15 protein-coding genes are annotated in these 17,743 nt (G+C 69.8%); 4 read left to right on the top strand and 11 right to left on the bottom strand.

The genetic code is table 11. The features are described from left to right. Positions 1-11: 11 nt before the first annotated feature. Positions 12-1,268 (bottom strand): AI-2E family transporter, encoded by a 1,257-nt coding sequence (locus tag ACOKGD_RS09945; protein ID WP_342334325.1) that lies wholly within the window; start codon positions 1,266-1,268, stop codon positions 12-14. Positions 1,269-1,366: 98 nt separating this feature from the next. On the opposite strand from ACOKGD_RS09945, the gene ACOKGD_RS09950 reads away from it, so the two are divergent. After that, on the top strand, positions 1,367-2,665 hold the full coding sequence (locus ACOKGD_RS09950) for a winged helix-turn-helix domain-containing protein (protein WP_421355124.1): 1,299 nt from the start codon (positions 1,367-1,369) through the stop codon (positions 2,663-2,665). Position 2,666: 1 nt separating this feature from the next. Here ACOKGD_RS09950 and ACOKGD_RS09955 read toward each other — a convergent pair whose 3' ends face one another. Then, the gene (locus ACOKGD_RS09955; protein WP_342334323.1) at positions 2,667-3,905 is read right to left on the bottom strand and encodes an FAD-dependent oxidoreductase; all 1,239 of its coding nucleotides are present in this window, start codon (positions 3,903-3,905) and stop codon (positions 2,667-2,669) included. A gap of 119 nt (positions 3,906-4,024) precedes the next feature. On the opposite strand from ACOKGD_RS09955, the gene ACOKGD_RS09960 reads away from it, so the two are divergent. Continuing rightward, positions 4,025-5,011: an NAD-dependent epimerase/dehydratase family protein gene (locus ACOKGD_RS09960; RefSeq protein WP_342334322.1), complete on the top strand. Its 987-nt coding sequence runs from the start codon at positions 4,025-4,027 to the stop codon at positions 5,009-5,011. Here the strand turns inward: ACOKGD_RS09960 and ACOKGD_RS09965 are convergent. Both ACOKGD_RS09965 and ACOKGD_RS09970 read right to left on the bottom strand, forming a co-directional pair. Then, positions 4,999-5,724 (bottom strand): AAA family ATPase, encoded by a 726-nt coding sequence (locus tag ACOKGD_RS09965; RefSeq protein WP_342334321.1) that lies wholly within the window; start codon positions 5,722-5,724, stop codon positions 4,999-5,001. The genes ACOKGD_RS09960 and ACOKGD_RS09965 overlap by 13 nt on opposite strands. Positions 5,725-5,831: 107 nt before the next feature. Continuing rightward, on the bottom strand, positions 5,832-6,398 hold the full coding sequence (locus tag ACOKGD_RS09970; protein WP_342334320.1) for a LemA family protein: 567 nt from the start codon (positions 6,396-6,398) through the stop codon (positions 5,832-5,834). 219 nt (positions 6,399-6,617) lie between these two features. Here ACOKGD_RS09970 and ACOKGD_RS09975 point away from each other — a divergent pair, with 219 nt between their 5' ends. Both ACOKGD_RS09975 and ACOKGD_RS09980 read left to right on the top strand, forming a co-directional pair. Next, complete coding sequence (locus ACOKGD_RS09975) at positions 6,618-7,085, top strand: MarR family winged helix-turn-helix transcriptional regulator (RefSeq protein ID WP_342334319.1); 468 nt, start codon at positions 6,618-6,620, stop codon at positions 7,083-7,085. Then, positions 7,082-7,738 (top strand): hypothetical protein, encoded by a 657-nt coding sequence (locus ACOKGD_RS09980; RefSeq protein WP_342334318.1) that lies wholly within the window; start codon positions 7,082-7,084, stop codon positions 7,736-7,738. The genes ACOKGD_RS09975 and ACOKGD_RS09980 overlap by 4 nt, the downstream gene beginning before the upstream one ends. A 10-nt stretch (positions 7,739-7,748) precedes the next feature. On the opposite strand, the gene ACOKGD_RS09985 is transcribed toward ACOKGD_RS09980, so the two are convergent. From ACOKGD_RS09985 to ACOKGD_RS10015, 7 genes are read right to left on the bottom strand one after another with little or no spacing between them, the layout of a single operon-like run. Continuing rightward, positions 7,749-9,056 (bottom strand): hypothetical protein, encoded by a 1,308-nt coding sequence (locus tag ACOKGD_RS09985; RefSeq protein ID WP_342334317.1) that lies wholly within the window; start codon positions 9,054-9,056, stop codon positions 7,749-7,751. Then, entirely contained in the window at positions 9,050-10,615 is a 1,566-nt protein-coding gene (locus ACOKGD_RS09990; protein ID WP_342334316.1) for a glycosyltransferase, read from the bottom strand. Before ACOKGD_RS09990 ends, ACOKGD_RS09985 begins: the two co-directional genes overlap by 7 nt. Continuing rightward, positions 10,612-12,945 carry an accessory Sec system translocase SecA2 gene (gene secA2 / locus ACOKGD_RS09995; protein ID WP_342334315.1) on the bottom strand — a complete coding sequence of 778 codons (2,334 nt, stop codon included), beginning with the start codon at positions 12,943-12,945 and terminating at the stop codon, positions 10,612-10,614. Before secA2 ends, ACOKGD_RS09990 begins: the two co-directional genes overlap by 4 nt. Continuing rightward, the gene (gene asp3, locus ACOKGD_RS10000) at positions 12,929-13,354 is read right to left on the bottom strand and encodes an accessory Sec system protein Asp3 (RefSeq protein ID WP_342334314.1); all 426 of its coding nucleotides are present in this window, start codon (positions 13,352-13,354) and stop codon (positions 12,929-12,931) included. The genes secA2 and asp3 overlap by 17 nt, the downstream gene beginning before the upstream one ends. A 13-nt stretch (positions 13,355-13,367) precedes the next feature. Next, on the bottom strand, positions 13,368-14,894 hold the full coding sequence (asp2, locus tag ACOKGD_RS10005) for an accessory Sec system protein Asp2 (RefSeq protein WP_342334313.1): 1,527 nt from the start codon (positions 14,892-14,894) through the stop codon (positions 13,368-13,370). After that, positions 14,869-16,437 carry an accessory Sec system protein Asp1 gene (gene asp1, locus ACOKGD_RS10010; protein WP_342334312.1) on the bottom strand — a complete coding sequence of 523 codons (1,569 nt, stop codon included), beginning with the start codon at positions 16,435-16,437 and terminating at the stop codon, positions 14,869-14,871. The genes asp2 and asp1 overlap by 26 nt, the downstream gene beginning before the upstream one ends. Beyond that, complete coding sequence (locus tag ACOKGD_RS10015) at positions 16,434-17,702, bottom strand: hypothetical protein (RefSeq protein WP_342334311.1); 1,269 nt, start codon at positions 17,700-17,702, stop codon at positions 16,434-16,436. Before ACOKGD_RS10015 ends, asp1 begins: the two co-directional genes overlap by 4 nt. Positions 17,703-17,743: the final 41 nt, after the last annotated feature.

Here is a 17,743-nt window from a genome sequence, read left to right on the forward strand (position 1 = left end):
ATCGACGGTGGTCACTCGGCGCTTCCGTTCTGCTGGTCGTTCTTCGGGTCGGGCTTCGCCTGCCGCACGGGGGCGGATGATCCGCCGCGGACGGGGCCGATGGTCTTGGGGACGGTGTCCCAGATGAGATCGCGCCGCGGCAGACCCCCGGTGCGCCAGGAGCCGGACGACAAGGTCACGGCGACGACGTTGACGAACGCGGCGAGCGGCACGGCGAACAGGGCGCCCGGGATGCCGGCGATCATCGATCCGCCCGCGACGACCATCACGACCGCCAGCGGGTGCACCTTCACGGCCGAGCCCATGAGCAGCGGCTGCAGGATGTGCCCCTCGATCTGCTGGACCGCGAGCACCACCGCGAGCATCGCCAGGGCGATCCAGGGGCCGTTGTAGACGAGAGCGATGAACACGGCGACCGTGCCCGTCAGGATCGCGCCGACGAGCGGCACGAAGGAGCCGAGGAACACCAGGACGGCGATCGGGATCGCGAGCGGCAGCTGCAGGAAGAAGGCACCGAGACCGATGCCGACCGCGTCGATCGTGGCGACCAGGAGCTGGGTGCGCGCGTAGTTGATGACGGTCTGCCAGCCGTTGCGGGCCGCCACGTCGACCGCGCGGCGGGCCTCGGCCGGGAACAGGCGGACGGTCCAGCCCCAGATGCTGCCGCCGTCGGCCAGGATGCAGATCAGGGCGAACAGCGTCAGCAGGGCGCCCGCGGCGACGTGGCCGACGGTCGAGCCGAGCGCGAGGGCACCGCTCCAGAGCATGCCCGACTGCTCCTGCAGCATGCCGAGACCCTGGTCGATGTACGTGTTGATCTCGGACTCGGACACGCCGAGGGTCAGCAGGAAGGCGCGCAGATCCTCGACGGCCACGACCACGCGATCGCGCACTCCCCCGGCCTCGCGGGAGATCTGCCAGGCCACGAGCCACACCAGCCCGGCGACGATGGCGAGCGTGCCGATCAGGGTGAGCGTGATCGCGGCCCAGCGCGGCACCCCGTGACGCAGCAGCCACGAGAGCGCGGGCCACACCAGCGCCGTGATCAGGATCGCGACGAGCAGCGGGATCACCAGCAGCTTGAACTGGATGACGAGCCAGATGAGCACGCCGATGGCGCCGGCGATGACCAGCATGCGCCACGCGTACGCGGTCGCGATGCGCAGCCCGGTGGGCACGGTCGACTCGGCCGGTCGCACCGCGTGCGACTCGGCGGGACGGGGGCGGAAGACGTCCCAGATCCCGGTACGGGGCTTGTCCTCGCTCATCTTCGTCAGTCTAGATCCGAGGCTGTGAACGGTCAGGAATATGTCCGCGCCCGCCGGGGGCCACGATCATGTCGGTGGCTCTCGCTAGCGTGGCGGGGGTGAAGCAGCGTCTGTCGATCTCCGAGGCCCGCCGGGTCGCCCTGGCCGCACAGGGGTTCGCCCGGCCGCGGCCCGCCGCCGTCGGCACCCGCCAGCTCAACGCGGCGATCGCGCGGATGGGCGTGCTGCAGATCGATTCGGTCAACGTGTTCGCCCGCTCGCACTACGTGCCGCTCTTCTCGCGCCTCGGCGGCTACGACACCGGCGATCTGGATCGGCTCGTCCTGCGGCACGGCGCCGGCGGGCGGCCGCGCGCGACCGGCGCGTACGTCGAGTACCTCGCCCACGAGGCCACCTTCCTGGCCGTCGAGGACTGGCCACTGTGGCGCTTCCGGATGGACGACATGCGCGCCAAGCACGGCGGCCCCGGCAGCTGGTACGCCGAGAACGCCGAGACGGTCGCCTGGGTGCGGGCCGAGCTGGCCGCGCGGGGGCCGCTGCGCCCCGCCGAGATCGAGTCCGACGCGCAGCGCGGCGCGCGAGGCCCGTGGTGGGACTGGGACGTCGTCAAGCGCGCGCTCGAGATGATGTGGCGCTTCGGCGACGTGGCGATCGCGGGGCGCCGCGGCTTCGAGCGCCGCTACGGCCTCACCGAGGATGTGGTGCCGAGCGCGGCGCGGGACATCGAGATCCCGCGCGAGGACGCGATACGCGAGCTGGTCCGCCGCGCGTCCCGCGCCCACGGCGTCGCGACGGCATCGGATCTCGCCGACTATCACCGCCTGCGCGACCGCAAGGCCGTGATGTCCTCCGTGCACGATCTCATCGACGCTGGCGAGATGTCCCCCGTCGAGGTCGAGGGGTGGACGAAGCCCGCCTGGGTCCACCGCGACGCCGCGCTGCCCCGCCGTGTCGACCGCGCGACCGTGCTGACGCCGTTCGATCCGGTGGTGTGGTTCCGGGAGCGCGCCGAGCGGCTCTTCGACTTCGACTACCGCATCGAGATCTACACGCCCGCCGCTCAGCGCCGGTTCGGCTACTACTCCCTGCCGGTGCTGGTCGGCGAGCGCATCGTCGGCCGGGTCGACCTCAAGGCCGACCGCCCGTCCTCCACGCTCCGTGTGCAGTCGGCGTGGTGGGAGGCCGGGGTTCCGGCCACCACGGCCGAGAGCGTCGCCCAGGCGCTGCGCGAGGCCGCGGCCTGGCAGGGCCTCGCGCACATCTCCCTCTCGCACTGGGGCGACGCCACGTCCGATCTCGCCTTCGTTATGCCCGAGGCCTCCCGGCACGAGCGTGTGCGGGCCGAGGCCGTGGCAGCACACGAAGACACCGCCGACGCCGACGCCGAGGTCGCCTGACTCAGCGCCTCGCGAACTGCGGGGCGTGCTCGGGGCGGGCGCCGATGCCCACCAGCGTCGCCGGCACCGCGGTCAGCCACGGCACGGCGCGCACCACTCTCGCGAGCTCGCGAGGAATGCGCGGAGTCCAGCCGGCGGCGAACGCCCGTCGCATGCCGGCGTGGATGACACGCTGCGCCGTCTGCGTCACGATGGTCGGCATCGTGCGGCGGCGCTGCACCGCCGCCACGACCGCGTCGCTCATCCGTCCCTCGCGCAGCGGAGCCGCCAGCAGCGCGGCCGCCGCCACACCGTCCTGCACGGCGAGATTGACCCCCACGCCGCCCGCCGGTGACATGGCGTGCGCGGCGTCGCCGATGCACAGCGCGCCTCGGGCCCACCAGCGTCGTGCGCGGTTCAGCTTCACGTCGAGCACGTGGACGTCGGCGAACTCCAGGCCGCGGCTGGGCTCCGCGAGCTCGGGCACGGCGGCCGCGACGTCGGCGCGGAACGCCTCGATGCCCGCGGCGCGCATCTGCGCGTCGGTGCCCTTTGGCACCAGCATGGCCGCCTGGACGTAGTCACCCCGCGGAATCAGGATGAACAGCCGCCCGCCCGCCCCGCGCGGGATCAGGTTCCGGCCCACGTCGATCGGCGTCCCGTCGGCGGCCACCGCCGGGATCCGGAACCAGAGGGCGTCGAAGGGCACGGGATAGTCGCGCATCGGGATGCGGGCCAGCCGGCGCACCGCCGAATCGCGCCCGTCGGCGGCGATCGTCAGCGGGGCGATGAGCTCGCCCCGCTTCCCCGTCGCGTGATCCGCGAACCGCACTCCCGCGATCCGTCCACCGCGATGGATCAGCCCCGTGACCTCGGTGCGCATCCGCAGGTGGAACGTGGGCTCCTCGCGCCCGGCCTCGGCGAGCAGGTCGAGGAAGTCCCACTGCGGAGCGATCGCGATGAAGGGGTACGGGTGCCGCAGTCGCCGGAAGTCGCCGACGGTGACGACGGTGCCGTCGGCGGCCGGCACCTGCACCGACTCGAGCCGCGAGAACGGGATCCGCTGGAAGCGCTCCATCAGCCCCAGCTCGTCGAGCAGCAGCTGCGTCGAGGGATGGATCGTGTCGCCGCGGAAGTCGCGGAGGAAGTCGCCGTGCTTCTCGAGCACGGTGACCTCCACGCCCGCCCGCGCGAGCAGCAGCCCCGCGATCATCCCGGCCGGCCCTCCGCCGGCGATGATGCAGCCCGTGCGCTCGCTCATGCCCTCAGCTTGGCCCCCACGCGCGCGCGCCGGAAGGGCCCCGCGTCGCGGGGATCCGCCGCGCTCCGCCCGGCGCGAACAGCCTTCCGGCGGCGCCGCGGCGACGGCAGACTTCCCGCATGCGTCTCCTCGTGCTCGGCGGCACCGTGTTCGTCTCCCGCGCGGTCGCGGAGGCCGCGCTCGCCCGCGGTCTTGAGGTGACCACCTCGAGCCGCGGGGTGTCGGGGACGCCGCCCGAGGGCGCGGTCCACGTGATCGCGGATCGCGACGCACCTCTCCCCGCCGAGCTGACGGATCCCGGGTTCGACGCCGTCGTCGACGTCTCGCGCCGTCCGTCGCAGGTGCGCTCCGCGCTCGCGCAGATCGATGCCCGGCACCGCGTGTTCGTGTCATCGATCAGCGCGTACGCCGACGAGGCGACGCGGGGCGGCGGCCCCGGCATCCTGCCGCTGCACGAGCCGCTGTTCGATGACAGCGACGACCCCGAGGCCTACGGCCCGATGAAGGCGGCGTGCGAGCGCCTCGTCGCCGAGGCCGCCTCGCACACGATCGTGCGCCCCGGGCTCATCGTCGGTCCCGGCGACCGCTCGGGCCGCTTCACCTACTGGGTCGACCGTCTCCGCCGCGCCGGCGACGGCGAGATCGTGCTCGCTCCGGGCGATCCGGCCGACCCGGTGCAGGTGATCGATGTGCGCGACCTCGCGGAATGGATCGTGCTGCTCGCCGAGCGGCGAACGGTCGGCGTCTTCGACGCCGTCGACCAGCCCCGCCCGATCGGCGGGTTCCTCGACGACATCGCCGCGGGGGTGGCGGCACGACCGCGCTGGCGCTGGGCCACCGACGAGCAGCTCGAGGGCATCGGCGTCGAGCCGTGGATGGGCCCGCGATCGCTGCCGCTGTGGCTGCCGCGCCCCGAGTACGACGGCATGATGACGCATCTCGCCGGCCCGGCCCTCCAAGCAGGGCTCGCCCCGCGCCCGATCGCCGACACCGCGCGCGACACCCGCGCCTGGCTCGACGCGACCCCCGGCGCCGTGGTGACGGGCCTCACCGCGGCCGAGGAGCTCGAGGCGCTCTCGACCCTCGGGCCGCCTCAGTCGAGGTGACGCAGGAAGCGCTCCGGAGCGTCGAGGAAGAGCCGCCAGGTGCGGACGAGGTCGAGGTCGTTGTACTCGGCCCGCCGGATGCCCCAGTCGCCGAGCTCGTAGAGATCCGCCCCGGGGAACGCCGCCAGGATCGGCGAGTGCGTCGACAGGACCACCTGCGATCCGCTCTCGAGCAGCTCGCGCAGCAGGCCGATGAGCGCCAGGCACCCCGACAGCGAGAGCGCCGATTCCGGCTCGTCGAGCACCCAGAGCCCGGCCATCCGCCGGCGCTCCTCGACGAGGGCCAGAAACGACTCGCCGTGGCTGCGCTCGTGCAGCGGCTGCCCGACGCCGATGTCCTCGAGGTACGTGTACAGGCCGTGCATGGTCTCGGCGCGCAGGAAGAACCCGCGACGCGAGGACCCCGCGCCCCGGACGAGCTGGAGGTGATCGCCCAGCGGCGACTCGGAGACCCGCGTGGAGTGGACGGCGTTGGACGAGCCGCCCTCGGGGTTCAGGCCGAACGCCGCGGCGAGCGCCTCGACGATGGTCGACTTGCCGACGCCGTTCTCGCCCGTCAGCACCGTCACCCGGCCGAGGTCCATCCCCTCGTCGAGCAGCTGCCGCACCGGCGCCAGCGTCATCGGCCAGGCGGCGCGATCGGCGGGATCGTACGGCGACTCCTGGATGCGCTGCACGGGCTGGGCGTCTCGGCGGATAGATCCCTTCTTCACACCGTGACTCTAGGGCGGGCCTCCGACGTCCACCTCGCCGGGGCCCGGGGCGCCACAACGCGCAACGGCCGCCCACCCGGAGGTGAGCGGCCGTCGAACGCAGCGCGTCAGAACTGGACGCGAGGCGGCTCGGCGATCGCGGCGCCGTCGACCACCTCGAAGAACTCCCGCTCCGAGAAGCCGAGGTTGCGGGCGAAGAGGTTGTTCGGGAACACCTTGATCTTGGTGTTCAGCTCGCGGACGCCGCCGTTGTAGAAGCGGCGCGAGGCCTGGATCTTGTCCTCGGTGTCGACCAGCGCGTGCTGCAGCTGCAGGTAGTTCTGGCTGGCCTGGAGCTGCGGGTACGCCTCGGCGACCGCGAAGAGGTTCTTCAGCGCCTGCTGAATGTGACCCTCGGCCACGCCCGCCTCGCCGGGGGTCTGGGCCGTGAGGGTCTCGGCGCGTGCGCGCGTGACGTTCTCGAAGACCGCCTTCTCGTGAGCCGCGTAGCCCTTCACCGCCTCGATGAGGTTCGGGATCAGGTCGGCACGACGCTTCAGCTGCACCGTGATGTCGCTCCATGCTTCATCGACCCGGACGTTCAGCTGCACAAGCGAGTTGTACGTCGCCCAGAGGTAGATGCCGGCGATGACCAGGATCGCGACCACAACGACGACAGGAATCAGCCATTCCATAAAAGGAGCCCCCTTGATGATTGCCCCCATCCTAGACGTGGCGCGCTCGCGCTCGCGTCGTCCATCCGGGGGACGATTACCCAGGGGCCGCGGAGGGTGGCCTTCGGAGAATATCGGATACCTCGACCGGACGACAGCCCCCATCCCACCCCCGGATTCCCCGCCAGCCGACCACGCCCTAATTCGTTACCAACGGTAACTATGAAGTAGGGTAATCATATGGACCCCACGATCCTCGATCACCTGCTTCTCGTGAGCGAGCTGTTCCAGCGCGACATGAACCGCGCCTTCGCGGGAACCCGGCTCACGCCCACCCGCGTCCAGGCCCTCTGGGTGCTGCAGCACGGCGGGCCCGCCACGCAGCGACAGCTCGCCGGCGCGATGGACGTCTCGGCGCGCCATATCTCGGGGATCATCGACGTGCTCGAGGCCGACGGGTACGTCCGCCGCACGCCGCACCCGACCGACCGGCGCGCGACGGTCGTCGAGCTCACGGAGACCGCGGCGACGCAGATGGCGACCATGCAGGGCGAGCATGCCGAGCTCTCGGCCACCCTGCTCGCGGCCGTCGATCCCGCCGACCGCGCGGCGCTGGAGCGCGGCATCGCCGCGATCGCCGCCCGCCTCACCGTTCTGGTCGAAGAAGCCGCCACCCCCGCCCCCGTCGACGAGGCGGCGTCGCGATGACCGCGCTCGACGCCCCCTCGGCCGCGCCGACGTTCCGCGCGCGGGCAGGATCGCTCGCGATGCGGGCGCTCCGCGTCGAGCTGAGGATCTACGCGAGCATCGCACGGGCGATCGCGCGCCGCCCCGCCGTCGCCCCGGGCGCCGCCGGCTTCGGGTACCACGCGCCGATCCTCACCATCCTGATCGTGTTCATCGTGCTGTCGGCCGTCGAGATCCCGATCCTCGACCTCATCTTCCGCGACATCGTGCCGGTGCGGATCGCCCTGCTCGTCCTGGGAATCTGGGGACTGACGTGGATGATCGGCCTGCTGTGCGCGATGCTGATGCGCCCGCACACCGTCGGCCCCGACGGCATCCGGGTCCGCGAGGGCCTCGAGATCGACGTCCCGCTCTCCTGGGACGACATCGCGTCCGTCGAGCTCGCGCGACGTGTCGACGAGGAGAAGGCACCGCGGATCGCCGACGACGGCGGCGTGCCGACTCTGGCGGTGCGGATCGCGAACGAGACCAGCATCCTCATCGTGCTCGAGCGGCCGACCGCCGTGACCCTTCCGGGCCTCGCGCCGAAGGGCGGGCGCCACGTGGTCGAGCGGGTGCGGCTGTGGGCCGACGACCCGAAGGCCCTGATGCGCGAGGTGGCGCGGCACATCTGACCGCGCCGGCCTAGCCCCGTCCCAGGAGCCGCCGGTAGTCCTCGGGCGCCGAGAGCGGCCCGTGCTGGCGGTGCAGCTCGTCGAGGACGAGCCGTCGTCCCTCGGGGCTCGTCACCACCCGCGCCAGGAGCGCGGCGACCTCGTCCACGGTGGTCACCACGCGCGAGTGGTGCGGTGCCTTGGCGTGCGCCGCGAGCGCGAGGACGACCAGGTCCAGGTGGTACGCGGCCTTCACCACGTCCAGCACATGCGCGCCCGCGTTGATGTCCAGGTAGACGGACGCCCGGTCGAGCTCGTCGCGGATGCCGCGGTGGTTGATGGTCGGGATCAGGATCAGATTCGCGTGGGTCCGGCGCAGATCCATGAGCTTCTCGCTCATCATCGTCAGCGCGGCCACCGAGAAGGTCACGTCCGGGAAGGCCTCCAGCAGCTCGACCAGACCCGGGATGTCGTCGCTGTTGGTGAGGATGAAGGCGCGACGGGGCTCGGGATCGCGCGTATCGGCGAACTGGCCGAGGTGCGAGAGGTACGCGAGCTCGACGCCGGTGGCGGGGTGCTGCGCGGCCACGTCGCGCTGCTGGCCCTCGTCGAGGAACACGATGCGCTCGAGGGCGCGCGGTCCCTCCAGCTCGAGGACCATGTTCCCGGGCAGCGGGCCCGTGCCGGGCTCCTGCCAGAACAGCGTGGTGTTCGGCGCCTGGGCGCGCTGGCGCATAACGAACAGGGGGTACGACAGCGAGTTGATGAGCACCCGATCGTCGTCGATCCCCTGATCGTCCAGGAAGAACGAGACGAAGTCGGTCAGCGACTCGAAGGCCAGACGCCCGCGCGCCGACTGCATCGTCACCGCCCGGGTGGGGTGGTGCACCTCGATCTGCCACTCCCCCGGTCCGCGGTAGACGGTCTGATAGGCCACCCCCGCGCTGCGGTACGTGGTGGCGTACCGGTTGCCGTAGCGGTCGTAGTGGTCGGTGTGACTGGGCGCCCCTCCCGGCATCAGCCACTCGACGCTCTCCACCTGGCGGAACGAGTTCGGTTCGTAGTGGATCCGGCCGATCGTCGAGCCCTCACGCAGGACCTCCGCGAACACCTCCTGACCCTGGCGGATCTCGCACCACTGCGGCACGGGCACCTCGTTGAAGAAGAGCGGCTCGCCGTGGCGCTCGAGGCCGGTGTACACCGCGAACGGGCACAGCGCGCCTTCCGGCAGCTCCCCGTCGTAGTGCACCACGACCGGGGTGAAGGCGATCCCCGCGGTCTCGAGCGACCGCATCAGCTCGCGCGTCGCGTCATCGAACGCGTCGAACAGCGCTAGCACGATGCCTCCTCGGAGAGGAGCCGCTCCCACAGCTCCCCGACGTGCGCGGCCGTGTAGGCGCCCGCACGCTGCAGGCTGCGGGCCCGCATGTCGTCGAGGCCGCCGGAGGTCAGCACCTCGACCACGGCGTCGGCCAGCGCGCCGGCATCGCCGTCGTCGGAGGTGTGCGGCACAAGCAGCCCGTTCACTCCCGGCTCCACCATCTCGCGGTTGCCGTAGTCGACATCGAACCCCACGATCGGAAGCCCCTCGGCGATCGCCTCGAGGAGCGACAGCCCGAACCCCTCCGAGGTCGAGGCCGACAGGTAGAGCGCGTACGTGCCCAGCACGCTCTCGAGTTTCTGGTGCCCCATGAGGCGCACGCAGTCCTGGGTCCCCGTCTCGTCGATGACCTTCAGCAGCGGATCTCGATCCCCCTCGCCGTAGATGTCGAGCCGGAGACCGGGGACGCGCTCCCGCGCCGCGGCCACCGCGCGGATGAGGAGGTCGATGTGCTTCTCGTCGGCGAGGCGGCTGGCCGTGACGAGGGCCACCGGATCGTACGCCGGCGGTTCGTCGAGGACGCTGACGAACCCGACGGGGATGCGCACCACCCGGAAGTCGCCCTCCGGGAGGCGAGCCGCCAGCTGCTGCTGGAGCACCTCCTGCTGCCGGTGGGTGGAGACGACGAACGCGTCGACGAGGTCGGGGCGCGTGAACACGTTCTCGTAGTGGTTGTTCCAGAGCAGGACGCCGTCGTCGATCTGCTTCAGATCGAAGTGCTCGGCGTGCACGATCGAATACAGGCGCCGGCCGCCGATCACCGGGTAGATGCTGTCGATGACATCGAGCGCCCGGTCCACGATGACGACGTCATCCTGACGGTCGAACAGGCGCTCGAACACGAAGCGGAAGAACTGCGACCTGCCCTCGAGGACGACGTCGCCGGTGAACGTGCTCGGACGCTCGCGGCCCGGGCGGGCACCGGGCCGGTGCAGCGGAGAGGCCGGAGTGATGACCGTCCGGGTGATCTCACCGTCGCGGTAGAACTGCTCGGCCGCCACCCGACCGTCCGTCGTATGGAACACCCGTCGGGCGAGCGCGCCGTCCTGGAAGTGCTCGACGTTGTTGAGCGATTCGTCGTGATGCTCCATGCGGATCAGCTGATCCCCGACCAGCGTCTCGACACGGTCGACGATCCCCCCGGCGAGCGTGCGGATCCGGTAGCGCACCGAGGAGTCGGCCAGGGCGACATCGGTGTGGTGGCGGAACATCTGCGGATCGGCGTGGGGCTGCCCGATGGTGGCGATGTAGTCGTCCAGGCGCACCGTCGACGGCAGCGTCTCCCGCCCGGCCACCAGGTTGTAGATCCAGAGCACCTGATGCCGCGGGATGCCGATCCGGTCCGAGAAGTAGCTGATGTTGGTGCCCATGTAGTCGGTGAAGACGTAGGAGTCCTCGACCCACGGGATGTCGGCGAAGAGCTCGCGGCGGTACATCTGGGCGTACTCGACACCGCTCGAGGCCAGGCCGACGGCCTTGTTGACGTTGAAGACGCGCACGGGCAGCCGACCCCTCACGCGAACTGGATGAGGAGGCCGCCGTCGGCGCCTCGCTCGATCCGGCTGAGACACAGCAGGCGGACGATGTCGCGGTCGATGCGCCTCTTCATCTCCTCGAACGCGAAGTACGCCTCTCGCCGGTACTCGTACTCGACCTTGTGCTGCGCCAGGTCGCGGTCCTGGACCACGGTCTTCAGCTGCTCGAGGAAATCCACCTGCTCGATCCAGGCGACGTCGATCGCCTTGAGGAAGACGATGTTCTGGAAGCGCGCGAAGACCTCGGCATCGCCGAGGACGTCGAGCTTGTCCTGGATGGCGCGCGAGAACATACCGGACAGGAGATCCGTCACCTGCTGCGGGTCGTCCGTGTCCAGAGCGTCGATCTCGGCCGGGATCCGGTAGCCGACGTTGTCGAAGATGTAGCGCTTGAGGCCGCCGACACCCTCACCGCGGCGAGCGCGGGCCGCATCCGCGAACACGCCGGCCGCGATCCGCTCGAGCTCGTCGGTCGTGACCGGGTCGCCGGAGACGATCTGCGAGCGCATCTCGTAGACGAGGTCGCGCTGGCGGGCCATGGCGATGTCGAAGTCCTTCGAGAGCTTGCGCGCGCCGGCCGCGCGCTCCTCGCTGGCGTTCTGAGCGCGATCCAGCAGCCGACGCATGGTGCGGTCGCTCCACGTCCTCCTGAGCACCTTCTCCTGGGTCACCGAGCCGAACCGGACGAAGACCTCGTCCTCCAACGAGGCGTAGAAGCGGCTCGTTCCCGGGTCGCCCTGGCGCCCGCTTCGGCCGCGCACCTGGCCGTCCACACGACGGTTGGGCATCTTCTCGGTGCCGATGATCACCAGCCCGCCGAGCTCCTTCGCCTCGGGCGTGAGCTTGATGTCGGTGCCGCGGCCGGCGATCAGCGTGGCGACCGTGAGCGCACCGACCTGGCCGGCCTCGCGCACCATAACGGCCTCCTTCGCCTCGCTCAGCGCGTTGAGGAGGTTGTGCTCGATGCCCCGCTCGAGGAGGTACTGCGAGAAGGTGATCGAGCTGCGGACGGAGCCCGTGGTCACCAGGATGGGCCTTCCCGTCTTGCGCATCTCCTCGAGGTAGTCCATCACCAGCCGCTCCTTCTCGGCGAGCGTGCGCACAACGACGTCGGGCTCGTCCGTCCGGATGATCGGCCGGTACGTCGGGATCTCGACGACCTCCGTGCTGTACATCTTGAGGAGCTCCTTCTCGGATCCCTTCGCGGTGCCCGTCATGCCACCCATCGTCTCGAACATGAGGAAGAGGTTCTGGTAGGTCACGGAGGCCATCGCCCGGTTCTCCGTGGTGGTCTCCAGGCCCTCCCGCGCCTCGATCGCCTGGTGCAGGCCGCCCTGCAGCTTGTTGCCCTCGAGCAGCCGGCCCGTCACCGCGCTGAGCAGCACAAGGCTGCCGTTCATCACCATGTAGTCGCGCAGCGGCTCGAACCGCGTCCGGGCGCGCAGCGCGAGGTTCACGTGACGGTTGAGCCGGAACAGCTCGGGGGCATACAGGTTCTCGACGTGGAAGAACCGGTTGCCCGCGGCGATCCCCTGCTCGGTCAGGCGCGTGACGCCGGTGCCCTCGTTGTGCTCGTACTCGATGCCCTCGCGGAGGGTCGCGACGAACTCGTCGGCCAGCGGGTAGAGGTTCGACTGCACGCGCGGTGATCCGGAGATGACCAGCGGCATCTGGGCCAGGTCCAGCAGGACCGCGTCGGCCTCGTCGATCAGCACGTAGTGGAACGGGCGGAGGTACTTGTCCTCGCTCGTTCCGGCCAGGTTCTCGAGGAGGTAGTCGAACCCGACCTTGTCGCTCGTTGTGTAGACGATGTCGGCGGCGTAGATCTCCTTCTTCTCCTCCGGGGTGAAGTCCTCGGTCGCCACCTCCGGCACGCCGATCGCCAGCCGCAGCCCCATGAACTCGAACACCGGGCCGAACTCCTCGGCGTCGCGCCGCGCGAGGTAGCCGTTCACCGTCACGAGGATCGCGCCCCGGCCGCCGAGCGCGTTGAGGTACAGCGGGAGGGTGGCCGTGAGGCTCTTGCCCTCGCCGGTCTTCATCGCCGCGATGTTGCCCTGATGCATCACGATCGCCGCGAGGATCTGGTTGTCGTACGGGAACTTCCCGAGGATGCGCAGATCGGCCTCGCGGATCGCGGCATAGGCCTCGGGAAGGATCTGGTCGAGGGTCTCGCCGCCCTCGACCCTCGCGCGGAACTGGCGGGTCCTGTCCTGCAGCTCCGCGTCCGAGAGCGCGCGCATCGCGTTCTGGTGGGAATTCACCTTCTCGATCAGCCGGCGATTCCTCGCGTCGTCATTCCGCATCGTCATCCCCCTCCCAGAGCGCGATGGAGGTGAAGCGCAGCTCATCGCATCCGGCGTTCGCGAGCCGGATCGTGTAGTGGTGGCACCCCTGCGGATAGTCGAACGCGTACGTCGGCGGGTGGAGCACGTCCACCCGCAGCAGCGCATCGAATCGGTCGAAGTAGCGCACGTCGAACACCACGCTGTCGGCGGGGGTGGTCTGGAGGGTCGGCTGCAGGCGGTAGCTCCTGCCGACGCGGAGCAGCGGCAGGGTCGGAGCCTCGCGCACCGCCTGATAGTCGGTGAACGAGTACCACTCCTGCATGGTGGTGCCGCTGGGCATCAGCCGGTTCGTCAGGCGCACCTCGCCGGTCGGCTCGAGGCTCAGCACCGAGCCGTACAGCGCGGCCCGGCTGTTGAGGCTCCCCCATCGCATGGTCGCGATCGGATCACTCGCCATTGCGCGCCTCCGTGTACTCGTCGATGACGCGCCGGAACTGACCCGCGAACCAGGCGACGATCGACGGGCTGTCGTCGTTGTGGCGCCCCTGGTAGCCGCGCGCGATCACCTCGGTCGCCTTGCCGGCCTGCGACTCGAGCAGCGTGTAGTAGGCCGCGTCGTCGTAGTCGTCCTGCTGCATGTAGGACATCAGGATCTTCGTGTCGCCGAAGCCGGGCTCGCCCCGCCACCGCTCCAGCAGCGCCCGAGTGAACGCGTCGGCCGTCGAGGGCGCGCCGTCCTCGTCCGCCTTGTTCCAGAAGTTCACGATGTCGAGGATCGTGAGGAACTCCTGCGGGCGCACAAGCCGGCCGCGCTCGGCCACGTACGCGAGGTCGATGATCGGCTTGCCCGCGATGATGGCGTGCGCGCGGAACTGCGAGCCGTAGTACAGCGCGCCGAACGAGCCCATCGACAGGCCCGAGAAGATCACGTCCTCCTCCCGGAAGCCGAGTGCGTCGATGTGCTCCCGGATCACCTCGTGCAGCCGGCCCTCGAGCTCATCGCCGGCGAGGTAGAAGCGCCCGCCCTCGAGGCGCGGATCCGTGATCAGCAGGAACGGATGCCCGAGCCCCGCCATCATGAAGTAGCCCTCGAAGCCCTCTGCAGGGCGGTAGCCCGAGAAGTAGATGTTCAGCGGCGGCGTGAGATCGCCCGGGTGGAAGTAGGTGAACAGCTCCTCGCGACGGCTGTCGACGATCCTGCGACCGCCGGGCAGGAAGTGCCCCGCCCCCTCGCGCGAGTGCCGATAGTGGATCGGCCCCACCTTCACGCGGCCGTGGCCCCTGGCGAAGATCGAGCACGACAGATAGCCGCTCGATTCGTGCGAGATGACGATCGGCTCGGCGAGCTCCGCCTCCGAGTACGTCCGGTGGAAGGAGATCACATCGGACGTGCCGTTCTGGATCAGCTGCACAACGAGCTGGATCTCGCACCCCTCGTCCTTGACGTACTCGGGCCAGAGCTCGAGGGCGCGATGGTTCTCGTAGAGGATGTTCTCCTTCCACATCATCAGCTGACGGAAGTCGCCGTCGTGATCGACGTCGGTGGCGAGGTACGCGTTGCCCTCGTACCAGGCGCGCGACGCGTGCAGCGGCGACACCTCGGTCCTGCGGATCTCGAGCTTCTGGCCGAACGGCTTCGCGAAGTAGCGCCGCGGGAGCTGATCGACGAGGCCCTGACGGTCGTCCATGTCCTGGGCGAGCGCCGCCTTCTGGGCGAAGAATCGCGCGTGATCCTCGCTCGGGTCCGCCCGGACACCGGGCTCGACGAGCAGGGTGTGCGGCGTGATGAGCTTGCCGACGGCCTGCAGATTGCGCAGGTCGCACGACGCGTCGAGGATCGTCACATCCACCCGTCCGATGAGCGCGGGGTCGAATCCGATCTCGTCGTCGACGTGGACGAACTCCCACGCGACACCGGACGGGATCCGCGCCGCTGCCGACCAGTCGTCACGGCCGATCTGCAGGACGCGCATACGCCGCCACCTCCTTGATGAGCTCCCACCGGGTGAGCACCTCCGGCGCGCTGAACAGGTCTTCCAGGACGCGACACTGCACTAGCGACCGGTTCCAGTGCTCCAGGCCCGAGAGGAAGTAGTCCACGGCCGTGCCGAGCTCCGCGTCGTCGCCGATGACGAAGCCGTTGATCGTGTGCGTCACCAACTCCTGCTCGGCGCGGTTGATCTGCGGGACGCCCGCGTCGACGGCCGCGGCCGCGAGCCGGATGTCGGGTCGCGCGCCGAGGTCGACGAGCACCCGAGTCCGCGCCATCGTGCGGATGAGGTCGGACTCGCGATCCACGAACGTCAGCTGGATCTTCTCCTCCGGTCCCTCGGCGATGCCGACGTCGACGCTGAGGCGGGTGGTCTCGTCGGACTCCAGGAATGCCAGGTCGAGGTGCTGGTAGCCCGAGATGACGCCTCGGAGGGCACGGAGGTGTTCGACGTCGTGGCGGCGGAAGGTGCACACCAGCAGGCGCGTGCTGTCGTCGACGAGCTGGGTGGCCATGGTCGCGATCGCGAAGTCGAGCTCCTCGGGGGCGATGTCGTCGGCGAGGAGCGAGATGTAGACGGTCGACTCGTTCGCGCTTGCGCCGAAGCTCGCGCGCTGCTCGAGGGGATAGATCGACAGGGTGGGCAGCAGCTCCCACGCCGCCGCGCGGCGCCCTCCGCCCTCCTGCGGCTGACCGAAGTCAGAGAAGACGGCTTCCGCGCGGGCCAGCAGGTCGCTCGATGCGGGGGCCGGGCGCGCGGCCGAGCGCGAGAGCACCAGCATCTGGTCGCCGAGACAGGAGGCGACGAGGTCGTTGTGCTGCTCCGCCACGGCGAGCACCACGGTGTCGCCGAGGCCGCTGCGCTCCTGGAGGTACCCGCCCAGGAACTCCGCCATCAGCGATTCCCAGCTGTCGTACGACTGCTGCTGGATCCGCTCGTCCGTGGCCTGGACGATGTCGATCCGCCCGGACGGCACGTCTTCGCTCAGGATCACGTCGCCCTCGCGCGACAGGTAGTACTGGGTCATGGGCCTGCCGGCCTCGTCGTGCATCAGCACGCTGGAGGGGAAGCCACGGTCATCGTAGATGCGCTCGACGGTGGGCATGCCGTCGCCGTAGTACCGGATCGACTGCAGGGTTCCTGCCCGCGCCAGGTGCACACGCGCGTAGACCTCGGCGCCGCGCATGACAGTCACGAGGAACGGGTTGTAGAAGAAGCTGACGTCGTCGGGCCACTCGAGCTCGAGGAAGTCGATGGGGCGCGTGTAGTCGTCTTCGAGGCCCTGGAGCTCGTCGAAGAACGACCAGTACGGCACGTCGAGGATGTTGTGGCTGTGGAGGAAACGACGAAGACTCGGCGCGTAGTTCAGCACCACGAGCCGGGCGTCCTCGTCGCCCTGCCGGAAGATCCGCACGCGGGTGACGGTGTCGTCGGCCTCAGTGCCGGCGCTGCTGTGGAACCACGCGTTGTCGGTGGCGTACCACCGGCGGGTGGGGTTGTACCAGGACGGGACGAAATGGATCATGCGGCGACCCTCCGGGCGTGGGTGCCGAATGCGAAGTCGTACTTCGTCCCGATCCGCGTGTCGGCGATCTCCTCCTGGAGCATCCACAGCAGCCCGAGCAGGATCATCAGCGTGCCGGGGGCCATCAGCAGGAACTGCAGGCTCGGGTAGTCCGCCATGAAGTGCAACGGGAGGCCGGTGAAGACCACGAGGAACACCCCGCTGACGGTCGAGAGCGCAACGACCCGTCGCCGCAGGTAGCTCCGCGTGGACGGTCCGGGCGGGACGTGATCGAAGTACTCGCCGGCGTCGCGCATCCGTTTGGCCGTCGCACGGGGATCGACCGTGAAGAGTCCGAAGAGGATCGTGAGCACGAACAGCAGCGTGAGGTAGGCGATAAATCCGACGGGGCTGCTCAGCGCCCAGACGGCGATGAACCGCTCAGCGCCCGAGGCGGCGCCCGGGATCACCGCGCCGGCCGCGCCGGCGATGCTCTGCGGGATAGTCATCAGCGCGAGCCCGTACATGATGGGCGAGACTCCCGCGGGGTTGAGCTTGATCGGGAGGTACGAGACGCCGATGTAGCCGTTGTCGATGGCCACCTTGTTGACGTGCAGCCGCAGCTCGGCGTTTCCGGCGATGATCCCGATGAGCACAACAGCCACGCAGGCGACGATCACGACCCAGAGGACGCCGGCGTCGCGCGCCTCGCTCGTCGATGCCGGCAGCACCTCGAGGTTGCGCATGGCGGTGATGATGAGCTGATACAGGATGAACATCGTGATGCCGCCGAGGCCGAACTCCTCGTTGCGCTTCGCCAGCCAGGCCACGATCAGCGCGCCGCCCGTCAGGACGACGACGATGACGACCTGGGCGTTCACCTGGGCCGAGAACGGCCCGATGGGCAGGTCCTCGACGTCATAGGTCGACATGAGGCTGATGGCCTGGATGACCGCGAGGATCACCACCAGCGTGTTGCGGGCGCGATCGACGGTGGCCTCGGGGATGTTGCGGCCCCGGGCGATCCTGCCGATGAAGAGGAAGCGCCACAGGATGGCGGCGCCCATCCATGGGCCCAGCCCGAGCGAGAACAGCGACGGGTAGAAGAAGTCGCCGCCGGTCGCGATGTTCGCGGCGTTGAGCAGCTCGACGCCCGTTCCGGTCGCCGTGCCGTGCATAAGCGGGATCGGGATGTAGCGCCCGATCATGAAGCACAGGAAGAACAGCGCCGTCCACAGCAGCTTCGTCTTCAGGCTCGCGAATCTGCCCTCAGGTATCTGCGCCACAACCCGTCCTCTCCTGCGTCACTCGTCGACCCGTCACTTCC

The organism is Microbacterium phosphatis, from assembly GCF_049177115.1.
Lineage (GTDB): Bacteria > Actinomycetota > Actinomycetes > Actinomycetales > Microbacteriaceae > Microbacterium > Microbacterium phosphatis.